This is a genomic window from Desulfocapsa sulfexigens DSM 10523 (assembly GCF_000341395.1).
GTDB lineage: Bacteria > Desulfobacterota > Desulfobulbia > Desulfobulbales > Desulfocapsaceae > Desulfocapsa > Desulfocapsa sulfexigens.
This window is the reverse complement of record NC_020304.1, coordinates 459,825-475,679: the sequence shown is the minus strand read 5'-3', so window position 1 is coordinate 475,679 and position 15,855 is coordinate 459,825. Positions and strand designations below refer to the sequence as shown.

At 48.6% G+C, this 15,855-nt stretch carries 9 protein-coding genes; 7 read left to right on the top strand and 2 right to left on the bottom strand.

From position 1 onward, the window contains the following. The first annotated feature begins 72 nt into the window (after window positions 1-72). Genes recC through recD form a run of 3 tightly spaced genes read left to right on the top strand, consistent with a single transcriptional unit; the run spans window position 73 to window position 8,451 of the window. Window positions 73-3,264, top strand: a complete 3,192-nt coding sequence (gene recC / locus UWK_RS02015; RefSeq protein ID WP_015402680.1) for an exodeoxyribonuclease V subunit gamma — start codon at window positions 73-75, stop codon at window positions 3,262-3,264. Further along, window positions 3,245-6,775 (top strand): exodeoxyribonuclease V subunit beta, encoded by a 3,531-nt coding sequence (recB, locus tag UWK_RS02010; RefSeq protein WP_015402679.1) that lies wholly within the window; start codon window positions 3,245-3,247, stop codon window positions 6,773-6,775. Before recC ends, recB begins: the two co-directional genes overlap by 20 nt. Beyond that, window positions 6,772-8,451: an exodeoxyribonuclease V subunit alpha gene (recD, locus tag UWK_RS02005; RefSeq protein WP_015402678.1), complete on the top strand. Its 1,680-nt coding sequence runs from the start codon at window positions 6,772-6,774 to the stop codon at window positions 8,449-8,451. Before recB ends, recD begins: the two co-directional genes overlap by 4 nt. Here recD and UWK_RS18075 read toward each other — a convergent pair. Next, window positions 8,448-11,372, bottom strand: a complete 2,925-nt coding sequence (locus UWK_RS18075) for an ATP-binding protein (protein WP_015402677.1) — start codon at window positions 11,370-11,372, stop codon at window positions 8,448-8,450. The genes recD and UWK_RS18075 overlap by 4 nt on opposite strands. Continuing rightward, complete coding sequence (locus UWK_RS01995) at window positions 11,373-12,491, bottom strand: ABC transporter substrate-binding protein (RefSeq protein ID WP_015402676.1); 1,119 nt, start codon at window positions 12,489-12,491, stop codon at window positions 11,373-11,375. 513 nt (window positions 12,492-13,004) lie between these two features. Here UWK_RS01995 and UWK_RS01990 point away from each other — a divergent pair. The 4 genes from UWK_RS01990 (at window position 13,005) to UWK_RS01975 (ending at window position 15,800) form a co-directional block, all read left to right on the top strand. Then, the gene (locus UWK_RS01990; RefSeq protein ID WP_015402675.1) at window positions 13,005-13,337 is read left to right on the top strand and encodes a hypothetical protein; all 333 of its coding nucleotides are present in this window, start codon (window positions 13,005-13,007) and stop codon (window positions 13,335-13,337) included. Between the two features lie 49 nt (window positions 13,338-13,386). After that, window positions 13,387-14,457, top strand: a complete 1,071-nt coding sequence (locus UWK_RS01985; RefSeq protein WP_015402674.1) for a DUF4388 domain-containing protein — start codon at window positions 13,387-13,389, stop codon at window positions 14,455-14,457. 205 nt (window positions 14,458-14,662) lie between these two features. Continuing rightward, on the top strand, window positions 14,663-15,115 hold the full coding sequence (locus tag UWK_RS18070) for a CAP domain-containing protein (protein WP_015402673.1): 453 nt from the start codon (window positions 14,663-14,665) through the stop codon (window positions 15,113-15,115). A 181-nt stretch (window positions 15,116-15,296) separates the two neighbouring features. Then, on the top strand, window positions 15,297-15,800 hold the full coding sequence (locus UWK_RS01975) for a ferritin (protein WP_015402671.1): 504 nt from the start codon (window positions 15,297-15,299) through the stop codon (window positions 15,798-15,800). Window positions 15,801-15,855 lie beyond the last annotated feature (55 nt).

Here is a 15,855-nt window from a genome sequence, read left to right as displayed (position 1 = left end):
TTGCTGTATTGTAACTATAAAGGTTTCTGAGTCAAGAAACTCCTGAGTATTCCAACCTCATTTTTTGAATGTATGTTCTATCTCCACCTCTCTAACAGAACTGAAAATCTTATTCATCAGCTCGCTGAAGTGTTGCGGCTTGACGATGACCGTGATCCCTTCAGTCCCGAGTATTTCCTCATCCAGAGTCAGGGGATGGAGCGTATGCTTTCCCAGAATCTGGCGCAGCGATTTGTCTCATGGTGCAACTATGAATATATGCTGCCCACCCGTTTTTTTGCCTTGATGGCTGATCGTCTCGGGGTGGAATCCGGGCCGGAAGAGTATGCACGGGATAGAATCTGCTGGCATCTTGAAAACATTTTTCGCGATCTCAGCCCTGAAGACGAGAAATTTGCAGCAGTGGGGCGCTATGTGTCCGGTGATACAAACGGCATGAAGCGGTATCAGCTAGCCCAGCAGCTGGCAAATATTTTCGATCAGTATCAGATTATGCGCTTTGCCATGATTGAGGGCTGGGAAAATGGAAAAACTGCCACGAATAATCCTGCCGAAGTGTACCAGATGGAACTCTGGAATATGCTCCGTGATGGTATTGGCCATTCAAGGCATCGTGGTCGGTTTCTGCGAGATTTTATCGATATCCTGGCAACGGATGCCGATCACGGTTCATTGTTGCCCAGGCGTCTTTCGGTGTTCGGCCTGCACAGCCTTCCACCGGTTCTGTTGAACTGTCTGCAGGCTTTGGCGGCACACTGCGATGTTCATTTGTATCTCCTGTCTCCCTGTGAGATTTTCTGGGGTGATCAACTGAGTGAACAGGTACAGCTGAAAAAGAATATCTCTGCTCTCAGAGATGGGAAACAGGTTTTAGAACAAGGCCTGACAAGTCATCCGCTTCTTACCTCTCTTTCTCAGCAGGGTAGGGAGTTCCAGAATATGCTCCTGGAGGATATTCTGTTTGCGGGCGAGTTCAAGAGTTTTGCCGACCCCCTGGATCACAGCAAGCCGTGCCTGCTCCACAGAGTGCAGTCAGACCTCCTGAAGGGTGAACTGACACCACTTTCCGTACCTCTTGCGAAGGATGATTCCGTGGTTGTTGTTTCCGCTCACTCCCCTCACCGTGAGCTGATGATCTTAAAGGATCGTATTTTACACTGGCTGGATGAAGATCCGGATCTGGCACTGAAGGACATTGTGGTTATGGCTCCCGATATTCAGGAGTACAGCGGGATGATTCCCGCCGTTTTTCATGATATTCCACACTCCATTGCAGACAGAAATCCCGCCCAGAGCAATCCATTCCTTGCCGTCTATCTCCAGTTCCTGAGTCTCTGCTCTAGTCGTTTTGGCTGGAGTGAGGTCCTTGATCTCCTCGGGCGTAAAGAGGTGTATCCCCGATTTGACATTCATGAGGATGAGCTGGAGCTGATTCGCCACTGGGTCGTTTCATCCGGTATTCGCTGGGGTCTGTCAGGAAGGCAGAAACGGGATATGGGGTTGCCGGGAAAAAACGAGTGCACCTGGGAGAGTGGCCTTGACCGTTTATTGATGGGCTATGCAACTGCCGAGAGCGGTGATGTGGATGGCATTCTGCCATACCCGGATATTGAGGGAGGAATGGCTGCTGCCCTCGGTGGCCTGTCATTTTTCTGTGACCTTCTTGAACAAGCCGCACAGCAATTCGCAGGGCTTCACAGCCTTGGAGAATGGGCCGTACTTTTGAGCGGTTTTGCAGACCGTCTGTTTGTGACCGAAAACAATGATGGTCTGGTAGAACTGTACGGGGTACTTACCGATCTGGGTCAGGAATATGGTAATGTACACCAAAAAGGGGTCAGTTTTGAGGTGATTCGTTCCTGGTTGCAGGGGGCTGTTGAGGAAAAACGATCCAGTGCAGGTTTTTTACGCGGTCAGTTGACATTCTGTTCCATGCTGCCCATGCGCTCCATTCCGTTTCAGAAGGTTTGCCTGCTTGGGCTCAATGACACCGTCTTTCCCAAAAATGATTTTCATCCACCATTTGACCTGCTGGGGGAAAAACCTGTTCCTGGAGACAGATCTCGCAGGAGTGATGACAGGTATCAGTTTCTGGAGGCGATTCTTTCAGCACGCGGAAGTCTCTATATCAGCTACATCGGACAGTCCATTCGCAGTAATGATACCCTGCCTCCCTCGGTTGTTGTTTCCGAGCTGCTGGATATTTTACGGGTCTATGGCGTGGATTCGTTGGTAGATGTTCATCCGCTTCACGGGTTTTCCTCAACGTACTTTGATGGTTCTGGTTCACTGTTCAGTTATAATCGTCAGCTGATGGAGGTCGGTTCGGCCCTGCATGGAAAACATGATACTCCTGATCCATGGTGGCAGGGGAGAATCGAGGGCGAAGCAAAAGATGTTTGCAGTGTGGCGGAACTTAAATCTTTTTTCCGGAATCCACAAAAATATTTTGTTCGGGATATTCTGGGGATTCATCTTGGGCAACAGAACCTGTCCGTTGAGGAACATGAACCCTTTGTCCTGGATAGTCTTCAAAAGTATCTGGTGGAACAGGATATGATCAATGGTTTTCTCGGTAGTAGTGAACAGCGCTTATTACAGCAGCAGGTTCAGGCAGCAGGGCAATGGCCTCTTGGCACACCGGGGAATATCAGTTTTTCAGAAAAGCGGGAGGAACTGCAAACTTTTGTGGATCGTGTCGCCACCCGGAAGGCGTTCGGGAGTGAAGAGGACAGGTTTCTCGATGGCGAATTCTGTGGTTTTCATATATCCGGGAGGATGAGTTCTTTCTATTCGAATGGCTCCTTTCTGTTTCGTTATACTTTGCTGAAGGGGCAGGATGTTTTTGCTGCCTGGCTTCATCACTGTCTCTCTGCTATCTGCCTTGACGATGCCAGGGAAACCAGGTTGTTGGCTAAAGATGTCGAGCTTGTTTTTCCTGCTGCCAGTGCAACGGCAGAGGATCTTCAGGAGTTGCTCTCCCTCTTTCAAAGGGGACAGCAGACTCCATCTATCCTGATGGTTGAGGCTGTCTTTGCCTACGCCGTACAGAGTGCAAAGAATGAAAATGGCGGAAGAACCGCTCCCATTTCCAGGGCCATTAAGTCTGTTGAAGATTCCTTGAACAGGGGCTTTGAAGCCGAATGGGAATTGCTCTACCAGGGACGGAGTGCGGACAGTTTTCTGGAGCAGGAATTTATTGATCTCTGTGACTGGTTTTACGAGTCTATCTGGAAGAGGGCATATGTCAGTGAACTCATTTGATGCCGCATCCGCTGTTCTTAACAGGGGCGTTAATGTGGTTGAGGCCAGCGCCGGAACAGGGAAAACATATGCCATTGCCATGCTGGTGCTGCGGTTTGTCGTGGAATTTGAGGTGGCTGTGGAAGAGTTGCTGGTGGTCAGCTACACCCGTGCCGCAACCGAAGAACTGCGGTCAAGAATTCGTACCCGATTGCTTGAGGCCAGAAATATTCTGACCGACGGCTCCAGGAGTGGCGACGATCCGGCACTGCTTGCCTATCTGGATAATCTTCCTAATAAAGCCCTTGCCATTGCCCGCCTTGAAATTGCCCTTCTCGATATGGATCGGGCGGCGGTTTTTACCATTCATGGTTTTTGCCAGCGAATGCTTCAGGAGCAGGCCCTGGAGTCGGGACAGCTTTTTGATATGGAGCTTACTGCCGATGTCAGTAAGATACGAAGTGAACTGGTGGCCGACTACTGGCGGAGGCAGATGTATGAACTGTCTGATTTTCACTGCTCCCTCTTTCTCAGTCATTTTTCCGACCCCGATTCCCTGTATGAAACCGTTAAAGGAGTTGGAGCTGAAGATTGCATTGAGCCCGCTGATCGAATCTCTGTTCCTGAGTCTCTGATGTCAGTGGATACTGCCTTAACAGAACTTGTTGACTGGTGGAATGAAAAATCAGACGCCCTTTATGACTCTTTTTCGAAGGCCCTGGATGAGGGAAAGTTCAAAAAGCCTTTTGCGGAAAACTTTGAACAGTGGTGGCAGCAATGCGGGCGGTTTTTTAGTGGAACTGAACGCCGCCTGCCACCCAGGCTTGAGTTTTTCGGACGTACGCCCCTTATGGATGAACTGAATGGTACGAAACTGCGTGGGGCAGCAAAGAAAGAGGCCTTTCTGGAGGATTTTCCCCTGGCGGACAGTATCGTTGATTCGTTTCTGGAAAGCTGTAAAAATGCTGTTCTGGTCTTCCGTATCAATCTGGCTCTTGAATTACAGGGAGGGCTTCGGGAACGGCTGCTTTCTCAGGGACGTTTTTCTTTTGACGACCTCGTTGTTTCTTTGGCGCAGGCTCTCGATGGTCCAAGACGAGAAGATCTGCAACGGGTGCTGGCCGGGCGGTTTCAGGTTGCGTTGATCGATGAATTTCAGGATACCGATGCTGCCCAGTATCGTATCTTCTCGAGCCTTTTTGGTGGAAGCAGCAAACACCATTTCCTCTATCTTATTGGTGATCCCAAACAGGCCATTTATAAGTTCCGGGGAGCGGATATTGCCGCCTATTTCCAGGCGAGAAGGTCTGCGGACTATCTTCTGGGGCTTGAGAGAAATTATCGCTCCAATCCGTTGCTGGTTGCTGCTGTGAATAGGCTCTTTCTTCAGAAAGAGGATGCCTTTGTCAGTCCCGAGCTCAGCTATAACCGTGTGGATGCAGCAAAATCGGGTGACTGCTGGAAATTGTGGCAGGATGACAGAGTGCAGGCAGCTATGGTCTACTGCAGTCTCGAATCTCCCGAAGAAGACGGGGTGACGCCATGGACTTCGGGGAAGATTAGAGAGCGGCTCGAACTCTATGTGGCAGCTGAAATCAGGAAGCTGCTTCATGGTGGATCTCTGCTTACGGATACGGGTGAAAAAAGAGGGATAACTGCAGGGGATATTGCCATCCTTGTTCGCAGTAACAAACAGGCCGAATCCTTTCAAGAATCCCTGGCGCGTGGCGGCATTCCGGCCATTGTCTTCAGCAGGAAAACCGTTTTTGAAACACCAGAATGTCGTGACCTGCAGCGGGTGGCGGAAGCCGTTGCCATGCCCTCCGATGTTCGGCTGCTGCGCAGTGCCATGAGTAGCAGGTGGTTTGGGATGAATGGCCCTGAACTGTATGAGCAGGTACATGATGAACAGATTATGGAAGGGTGGCTTGAGCGTTTCCATGACTATAATCGTCTCTGGCAGGAAAAGGGCTTTCTTGCGATGATGAACAGCCTTTTTGTCCGCGAATCAGTTTTTGAGACCCTCTGCGCCCTTCCTCTGGCGGAACGGCAGATTTCCAATATACAGCACCTTGTCGAACTGCTTCAGGAGAAAGAAAGTGCGGATAATCTCCATCTCTTCCATACCCTTCAATACCTGGCGACGGAGATGGAATCTGCCGAGACTCACGAACATGCCCAGCTGCGTCTTGAAAGTGATGAACAGGCCGTTAAGGTGGTGACCATGCATGCAGTGAAAGGCCTTGAGTACCCTGTCGTCTTCTGTCCCTATCTCTGGTATCGGCCTGGTTTTCTTAAACAGGAAAAACACTGCATTTCCTATCACGACGACCAGAACAGGCGGGTGGCAGATCTTGGATCTGCACATTTTCAAAAGAGGCGTGAAACTGCCTTGAGTGAGGAGCTGGCAGAAGAGGCAAGACTGCTTTATGTGGCGGTGACACGGGCAAGCAGTCGCTGTTATGTGTTCTGGGCCGATGTTCGTGGCAGTCGTTTTGATATGCCGTCGAGCGAGTCTGCACTGGCCTGGGTTCTGTCGTTGCAGGAGTGTCGGGGGATATCTAAGCAGACTGAAGGCTTTCGGCAACTTTGTGTCGATGATTCCGTGGAGCTTCAATCCGTGTCTGCCCTTATTGAAGACGAGCCATGGCATGTGGCTGCCGCAAAGCCGCCGGATCTTTCCTGCAGAGTATTTTCCAGAACATCGCTTCCTGGAGAATGGTTGATGACCAGTTATACGGCTCTCGCCGGATCCGGACATCTGCTTGCCGGGGGAGTTCCTGAAGAGAAAGTACCAGTGAGTGAAAATGAGTCGCCAAAGATTCATCCACTTCCTCTGGGGGCAGGCCTTGGCAACGTGGTGCATGGTTTGCTGGAAGATTATTCCTTTTCCATGTTGGCAGGGGAGACTGATTATGAAACTGAATGTCAGGGGCAGTGCAGTCGCTTTGGGGTGATGGCAGAAAGTGATCAGCTGATGAATCTGCTGCGGGATGTGACAAGAACACCGCTCCAGCGACCAGATGGAAAAAAAATGTTTGCCCTGTCGGATCTTCATGAAAAGGATGTCTTAAAAGAGATGCCCTTTTATTTCCATCTTCGCGAGGGGTCCACGGAAGGAATCAATAAATTACTGCAATTCTCTACGGTGGTACAACCCGTTCAGGAGAAAAGTTTGCAGGGGTACCTTACCGGTTTTATTGATCTTGTCTGCCGGCATCGTGGAAAGTATTATGTCATGGATTATAAAACCAATTATCTTGGGCCTTATGTATCTGACTACGGTGAAAAGCAGCTGGTGGCCGCCATGTATGACCATAACTATGGTCTCCAGTACTGGATCTATACGCTGGTGCTCCACCGCTATTTGCTGACCACTCTTTCAGGCTATGAGTATGAAAGAGATTTTGGAGGAGTTTTTTATCTTTTTGCCAGGGGGATGCGTCCCGATTGTCCGGGAAATGGTCTGTTTTCTGACAGGCCGTCACTGGATGTGCTTGATAAACTCTACGATTGTCTTGGGGCGAAATGATGCTGGAGAAAACAGTTCGTCTGCTGGACAGTCAATTTGCAAAATTCCTGGCCAATCGATCCGGACTTACGGGGCAGGATCATGAACAGTTTCAGGATATTGTCTGCAGGCTGTCGATAAGCCTGGCTGCCGGGGATTCCTTTCTTCCTGTAACGAATATTGAGGCGAGGCTTATCTCGAAGTCAGCTCTTGCGTGGGAAGGGGAGTATGAGGCTGGAAACAAACCATTGTGTCTTGCGGGAACTCGTCTCTATCTTAGGCGGATGTTTGACTATGAGCAGACTCTTGCTGCCAGAATTGCAACATTTGTTGCAGATTCTCAAAAACTCCCTCTCAATGAGCTGCTGCTTGATACCCTGTTTGGAGTACAAACAGATAATGAGATGGACTTTCAGAGGCTTGCAGCCGTTCAGGCCTTAAAGCAGAATCTTCTGATTATTTCAGGAGGGCCGGGAACGGGAAAGACCACCACCGTGGTGAAGATTCTTGCCCTGCTTCAGAGCGCGTCCGCTGGCGGCTTGAAGGTTGCTCTTACTGCTCCTACGGGAAAGGCTGCCATGCGACTTCAGGAATCCATACGGAATTCAGTTCAGGGCCTTAGTCTTGAAGACTCCATTGTAAGAAACATCCCGGAAAAGGCTTCTACTCTGCACCGGCTCCTGGTGGTAAAACATTTTTCACCATTTTTTCATCACAATGCAGAAAACCCATTACTTCACGATGTGGTGGTGGTTGATGAAGCCTCCATGGTGGATCTGGCCCTTATGAGCAAACTGGTCAATGCTCTTCGTCCGGGGTGTCGCCTGATTCTTCTTGGAGACAAGGATCAACTCGCCTCCGTGGAATCTGGTACGGTGCTTGCCGATATGATATCTGCCCTGCCCGAAAACACGGTTGAACTACAACGGAGCTATCGTTTTGACAGGGGAATAAAACGCTTTGCCGAAGCCATCAACGAGGGGGATTCCCTGCGGGCCTGGCACATTATGGTTGGCGAGTCTCCAGACAATGTATCCCTGCTGGAAAATGATGTGGCGGGGTACGGTGGCAGGCACTACTCTGGCTATATGGAAGCTGTTATTTCTGCTGTAAGGGTTGAGGAGTATAGGGGATTGTTTGAAGTGTTTCATTCATTCAAGATCCTCTGTGCCCTGCGTCATGGGCCTTTTGGGGTAGAAGGGGTGAACAGGGCGGTGGAAAAGTACCTGAGCGGAAAGGGCTACAACTGTACGACAACAGAGTGGTATCCCGGACGACCCGTGATGGTCACCAGGAATGAATATGGGCTTGATCTCTACAATGGGGATATCGGCCTTTGCCTTCCCGATCCAGAGAGTCCTGAGGTTTTAAAGGTCTGGTTTGAAAGAACAGATGGCACGTTGCAGGGGTTCCTTCCCGGCAGGTTGAAGAGTTGTGAGACTGCCTATGCACTCACCATCCATAAGAGTCAGGGGGCGGAAATAGGAGAGGTCCTGGTGGTTCTTCCTGACCGGGAATCGGCCGTTGTCACCAGAGAGTTATTGTATACGGCGGTTACCCGGGCACGAGACAGGGTGAAGGTGAATAGTATCCGTTCCGTTTTTGATCAGGCCGTGGCCGGAAAAATTCAACGGCATAGTGGATTGGCTGCTCGTCTGCAGGGTGAAAATCTGTTCACCACATACTCGCCGTATTAGTCCAAAATTGATGCTATGGTATTACTCAACTGTTTCAAATCAAATGGCTTTGCGATAGCGGCAACAAATCCATATTTCCGGTAGTTGGCCATCACCGGGTCATTGGAATACCCACTGGCGACAATTATTTTCACATTGGAGTCAATCTCGATGAGTTTTTCTGCTGCTTCCTGTCCACCCATGCCGCCGGGAATGGTTAAATCCATAATTACGAGATCAACGGGGGTGCCATTATCCTGCAGTTCCTGATACCTGTTGACTGCCTGGATTCCATCATTCACCGCAACCGCTTCATGACCTAGAAAGGCAAGCTGCGAGGCTGCTACATCCCTCAGCATCTCTTCATCATCCATGATCATTATCCTGGCCGCTTTACTTGCTGCTGTACTCTTCGTTTTTCTTGCAGTGCTGTTTGTCCCTGCCCTGGAACGTACAGCAGGCAGGTACAGGGTGAACGTTGTCCCTTTTCCGATGGTGGAATGAACGGTGAGATACCCATCGTGTTTATTGATGATTGAGTGACAGATTGCAAGCCCAAGCCCACTGCCTTCTTTTTTTGTCGTGAAATAGGGATCAAATATTTTGTCTATGATTTCTCTGGGAATGCCCACGCCTGTATCCTGGATAGTTACGCGGACATAATCACCCTTGTCCACGCTTAGAAGTGCCTCTGCAGCGGTATCTTCAATGTTCGTGCAGCTGATTGTTATGGTGCCGCCTTCGGGCATGGCATGTTTTGCATTGATGATAATGTTCTGAATAACCTGACCGATCTGGCCACTATCCACGTCAACCCTCCAGAGGTCTTCTGGAAAGTTGTAGTTACAGACGATCCGACTCCCATGAAGCACAAAATCTGCCGATTCGGCTATAAATGCTGGAAGTTCTATGATTTCCCGAACCGGTTCACCGCCTTTGGAAAAAGTAAGTAATTGCTCTGTGAGCTTTGCAGCCCTTTTCGTTGCTTTCCCGGCATCTGTGAGTAGAGACGCCGTTCTGGTGTCTTCCTTTGCAATCCGGTAGCCGGCCAACTCGATGTTGCCAAGGATGGCTGAGAGAATGTTGTTGAAATCGTGGGCTATACCACCGGCAAGTACCCCGAGTGATTCCAGTTTCCTGGTTTTAAGCAACTCTTCCTCCAATTTTTTTTCGTGAGTAGTGTCACGGAAGACAAGGACAACACCTATGATGTTACTCTCTCTGTCCCTGATCGGGGCGCCGCTGTCTGCAATGGATCGTATAGTGCCATCTTTTGCTATGAGGGCCGTATGATTGGCAAGGCCGATGATTCTGCCGAGTTCTATGACCCGTTGCACCGGGCTGACACATTTCTGGCCGGTTTTTTCGTTTATTATATTAAAAACCTGGGTGGATGGCTTGCCTTTGGCGTCTTCACTGGTCCAGCCGCTAAGTTCTTCTGCAACCTTATTTAAAAAGATGATGTTGCCTTCAACGTCAGTGGTGATAACACCATCTCCAATGGAGCGCAGGGTTACGCTCAAGCGTTCTTTTTCAGCCTGGAGCGCGTCTTCCGAATCTTTTCTGTCGCTGATGTCGGTGGCAATTTCCATGCGCACCAGTCTGCCGTCTGTCCAGTAAACTGCCTGATCCCGGCACTGGTACCACTGCCCGGTGAGAGTGTTCTGAAACTCCCAGATATGAACCTTCGTGGGCTTTCCATCTGAGTCCACCAGCAGGTGGTTGGTACAGAACTCACAGGGGGCATCCTGCCCCTTTTGTAAAGCTTCGTAGCATTTCCTGCCAACAGCCTCACCGTAAATCTTTCGTCCATAACTATTCACAAAAATGAGTTCGTAGGTCTCCATATCAGCGACGTAAACAAGTGCGTCCAGGCTGTCGAGGAGGATACGGAAACGCTCGGCAGTTTTGAATATCTCTTCGTCTCTGGAGCTGATAGCTCCCGCAATGGTTTCAAACTCCAGAATGCCTCCTGATGTGTCAGGAGATAGAGTGAGTCTATTACCCTGTCCGGAATGCTTCAGGACTTCAACAATATTGTTTACCGGCCGTGAGAAAAACCTGTTGAAAACAATTCGGAACACACAAAAGAGCAGAGCGAAGAAAAAGAGCAGGGACAGAAGTTGAATGATAAGGAAATCCTGGGTTTTCTCCATTATTACCTTGTTGGGGATGCAGTAGTAGATGGTCCAGTTGTCTGGCTCCGTGAACCGTTCGCTGAGAGCGATATACTTCTGGCCCTTGTAGAAAAAAGAAAAAAGTCCACTGCTATCAGGTCTGGAGACCTCTTTTAGATCAAAACCAAGGTTATGGCGGGTTTCCATTAAGGAGCGGTTCGGGTGATAAATCGTCCGACCGTCAGTTGACAGGACAAAGAAGAGCTCACCTGGAAACAGTTTTCCGTCCTCAAAACTGGCCAGGACCGGAGTAATGTTTGCCAGATTACGCTCCACCACCAGCAGGTATCCATTATCGAGTGGGTACTGGAGGGTCACTACGGAACGATTTGTCAGGAGAGACTTGTAATGATGCTGCACCTGTTGCTTCGGTGTTGATTTCGTTGAAATCATGGCGCTGAAGTCAAGTCCTGTATAATTGATGTACGGCTCAGAAATAAGGGAGACTCTGCCCTGGGGGTCGAGTACGTAAAAACTGTCGTCATGGAGTTCAAAATAGTGGGACGAAGCCAGTTGTGAGAGGATTGTGGCTGGGTTGTTCGGGTGGGATTGCAACACCTTCTGTACCATGGCATCTACATGAAACAGGACATCCCTGGTGAGTGTACGGGCCACATCGATTCTGGCCCGCATGACTGCGGTGTCTTCGGCTCGAGTTTCCCTGTATTCACTTACTCCGGTAAGAAGGAAAACGATAAAAAATATGGCAACCGCGACAAGGGAGAGAATTCGGTTGATCTTTCTGCGCAGAGGTTGTGGTGCCACTTAGATTTCTCCATTATTGCGAAATTGTTTGTCACGCACGATAACTTCGTATACCGGTCGCACCACATCGCCATACTGGTCAAATTTTACGTGCCCCATAAGGGTATCATACTCTCCTGCAAGCAATGCCTTCTTCAGTTCGCCACTGCTTATGCTGGAACAGCGCCCCAGAGCATCGGCCAGAATCATGACCATCTCGTAGGCTCTTGTCGATCTGGCTGTTGCCTTATTGTGAAGTTTTTCTTCAATTTCTCGGGCAAATTTGAGGTAGTCCGGACGGCTGTTATCTGGATCTACATAGGTGATGATACTCAGGCCCTCGGCGCTGTCCCCGGCGTGGCGTATCAGTTCCGGGGTCTGAGCCCAGATAGTCGCAATACGGCTTCCGTTGAAATCAGTGGCAGCAATTTTTTGTAAAGCAACTCCTGTCATACTCGCCTCGGTAAGGAGAATAATTGCATCCCGCCGTGGTTCAAGTAACTCATCCATTATCCGGTCCCAGTCGGCATGTTCCCGGGAGTTAAATTTCACCTCGGTGACAGGGCCGGTAAAATGTGCCCGGACACGATTTACGTAATCGAGAACGAAAGCAGAGTTTGTCATATCCATGAGGAATGCCACGGATTGTACTTCTTTTTTCTGCAGGAGGGTGGCCATTTTTTTACCAAACAGCGAGCAGTCGACAGCAGTTCGAAAAAAAAGATCATCCTGGCCGCTGAGCTCGGTGGATGCGGTATAGGCTGTGATGAGTATGGTATCACGTGAAGTGACAAGAGGATGTGCTTTAATAGTATTGGATGAAAAACTGTGACCGATGATAGCAACTACACCTGCATCTATAAGTGACTCGTCTGCTTGTATGATGCCTTCATCGCTGTTCTGGTCGTCGCGAATAAGCAGTTCAAGAGAGCGACCGTTGATTCCACCTGCCTTGTTGACGTTGTCTACGGCAAGAATTGCCCCGTCCCGGATATGTTCCCCGGCTTCACCTCCCCGGCCACTGAGGTTAATTGCCAGACCGATTTTTATCGGTGGCTGCTGTTGATTACAGGAAGTTACAAAAGAGAGGAAAAAAAAGGAGGACAAAAACAGGATCAGAGTCTGCGACTGGAGTTTCATGGAAAAATCTCCTTTAAGCTGTTTGCAGGGGAAGCAGTATTAGAAACCTGAAAAGTGCATGGCGTCTTTATGGGGTTAGGGGCGAATGAAATATAACTGTAAACATATTTTTAGTATACTGAATAATAGTGCTAAGTCAAATAGGATTGATCCTGTCAGGATCAGCTCTGTTGATACGAGAAGAAATCTGATTTAGGACAGTATGATACTGTTTAATGATTCCGATATCTCTGTATAAAAGAGTTTTTTTGTCCTGCTGTTTTGTTGTTATAAGGAAGTAGCTCAGCAATAATTTTCAGGAGATCTGATAAATGCCGGCGAAGGAAAACACTGTTTTAGTAGTTAAAAGCAAAAAACAGAACAGTTAAGCAGTTTACTGGTTCTGAAGAAACGCATTGGACAAGAAAAGTTCCGTGAAAAAAAAGAGCCGGTGAGCTACACTGTTTTTAATAGCTTTTGCAGTATTTTTTTTCAGGAGTAGTCAGGTTTATTTAGAATAGAGGTGACTTGCTAATGGCTGATTTTTTAACAAATATTTGGGCCTGGATTGAATCAACTCAGATTCGGGCGCAGGTTGCGGATGTTGACGTTATCGGTCTCTTCAGTAACCCGTGGTTCATGGTTCCCTTTGTTTCAATGGTGTTGTATCTTCTGTATAAACAGTCCTTCAAAGATCTTATTGTTATTGCGGCGTTTGTTGCTGTCTGGTGGGTGAGTGGGACGGAATATATGGCCACTCTGGTTGTCGGGGATGAGTTGCAGATAAGTAAGATCCTTCCGGTTCTATTTGGCGGGGCAGGGCTCCTCGGTTTCCTTATTTATCTGTTTTTTGGACGTTCCGATTAGTCCGATGGACGGTTGCTTTTCTCAGGTTGTCGGGTGCAGAAGGTAGACTATGCAATTTCGAAATGGTGTCTTTGTCATCACTGAGGAGAGACATTGCCCTCTGTATAACGTCGGTGAAGAGTTGCAGGTTGATGGAGGCGTGTTGAGACTCCCTGCAGCCAAGGCGACCTGTCTCACCCTGACGAGGGATCTCATTGCACTTGCATCTGAGGATATTGTCTTTGAGCTGTATCTCCAGGGAAGCAGGCAGAAAACAAAGTTCGAGTGTGGCGGCTGCACCGGCATTATTCGTTTTGAATTTAAAAAAGAAAAAGATTTTTCCACCATTCAGATGAGACTGCTGGCTGCAGCGGAACGTCGTGAAAAGTTAAAGTCTGTTTCCCGCTTTGCAGGTCTTCTGCGAACCATTGATATTTTTCAACCGTTGTCCGATGACGATCTCCTCGATCTTGCCACTCTCCTGAAACTTGACGATTACAATTGGGGATTTCCAATTCTCCAGAAGGGTGACCCAGCCTCCAATCTGTTTATCATCATAGATGGCAGGGTGGAGGTTATGGATGATGATGGGGTGACCCTTGCCGAGATGGAGCGAGGGGATGTTTTTGGTGAAATGAGTCTTTTGTCAGGAGATCGGGTCACCACCACTATAATGGCCATGGAACCTTGTCAGATTGCAAGTCTCAGCCAGAAAAACTTTCGTCATGTCCTGAATCGTTTCCCTGCACTTCAGGTGTTCTTTTATAAACTGCTGGTGAGTCGCATTACAACTATCAATTTCCAACGAGCCGAGGAACTTGCTTCGGGGATGGTTGGTCAGCTTGCCGATATTCCACCTCTTGAACTGTGTCAGATGATTAATTCAAATCAGAAGACAGGGCGGTTGAAGCTGGAAGTAGGGCAGGAAAAGGCCATCCTTCTCTTTAACGAGGGAGAGCTTGTCTCTGCGACCTATAACTCCAAGGAAGGGCAGGAGGCTTTTTACGACTGTCTGGCTATTAATGAGGGACGGTTTAAGTTCGTTCATGGATTGAGTCAGCGGGAAATGGAACTGGATATTCTGGGCGGTTTTATGGGAATGTTAATGGAAGGGATGAAGCGTATTGATGACAATGGCTAGAGAGTTGTTCGAGAATATACTTTAGCCCAGGTTTTTCGCTGGATTATGAAAACTAACCATGGAATAGTAATTAATTACATGGTTTTCTTCGCTGTTTGGGAATGCTTTTTCTGTAAACAAAATGTTTATGTTTAGAGATGCTTCTGGATACTGTTTCGTCCTCTTGTCCGGGTTTATCCTGTTTTTCTTCGTTCCTGGATGGTTGATGGCTGCCCCCACGGAGGAGAGCGAACAGTGGCTTACTGCGCATAATTACTATCGAAAGCTGCACGGTGTACCCTCAGTTGTCTGGTCGGAGAAGGTGGCGGCCAGTGCTCTTGTCCATGCGAAAACCTGCCCCTCTGGGCATTCTGGCTCCAGGTATGGCGAAAATCTGGCCTGGGCCTCCTACGATATGGGCATTGGGTCCACTGTGAAGATGTGGTATGATGAAGAAGCGTTGTATGACTATGAGGAGCCGGGCTATATTCCGGGAGTAGGTCACTTCACTCAGGTTGTCTGGAAGGCAACTGAAGAAATCGGCTGTGCCCATATTTCGGGCTGCCGCTCAGGAAAATCACTGAGAGCCAATATTTGGGTTTGTCAATATTCCCCGCCAGGGAATTTCCGTCGCCGTTTTCCGGAAAACGTGTTGTCCCCCCTCGTTGAAAAAAGATAGGATGTGCTGCTTTTTGCCGTTTTATATGGTTTGTTGACCCCTGAGGTCAGAATCAAGGGCCTAATGGTTAAATTGTCTATGGGGTCTTTTCGTACTTTCATATCAATCCTTCTCCCTGTAATATGAGTTTCGATTTTACAATTCATTTATAATCAGTAAACAATGACCAAGGAGTATAAAAATGAAGAAAAAGATGGAAAAAGCCTTGAATAAACAGGTGAACGCGGAAATGTATTCCAGCTATTTGTATCTGGCGATGGAGTCCTATTTTCAATCTATCAGCCTCAGCGGTTTTGCCAAATGGATGCGTGGTCAGGTTCAGGAAGAGATGTTTCATGGCATGAAGATTTATGATTATGTTCACGAACGGGGAGGTAGGATGGAGTTCGAGGCGATAGCCAAGCCTGAGACCGAATGGAAGTCACCACTGGCGGCCTTTGAGCATATCCTGGCACATGAGCAGGGGGTAACTGCCCTTATCAACAATCTGATCGACGTTGCTCTTGATGTTCGCGATCATGCAGCGAAGGCTTTTCTTGACTGGTTTATTACCGAACAGGTTGAAGAGGAGTCAACCGTGGGTGAAATTGTTGCCCGTCTTCGTCTGATCGGTGATGATTCCAGTGGACTGTTTCTGCTTGATTCGGAACTTTCCAAGCGGGTATTCACCATGCCGGTAAAATAGTCACGGCCTGGCCCGCATTTCTCATGAGAAGTGCGGGCTAACCTTGTTTTCCACC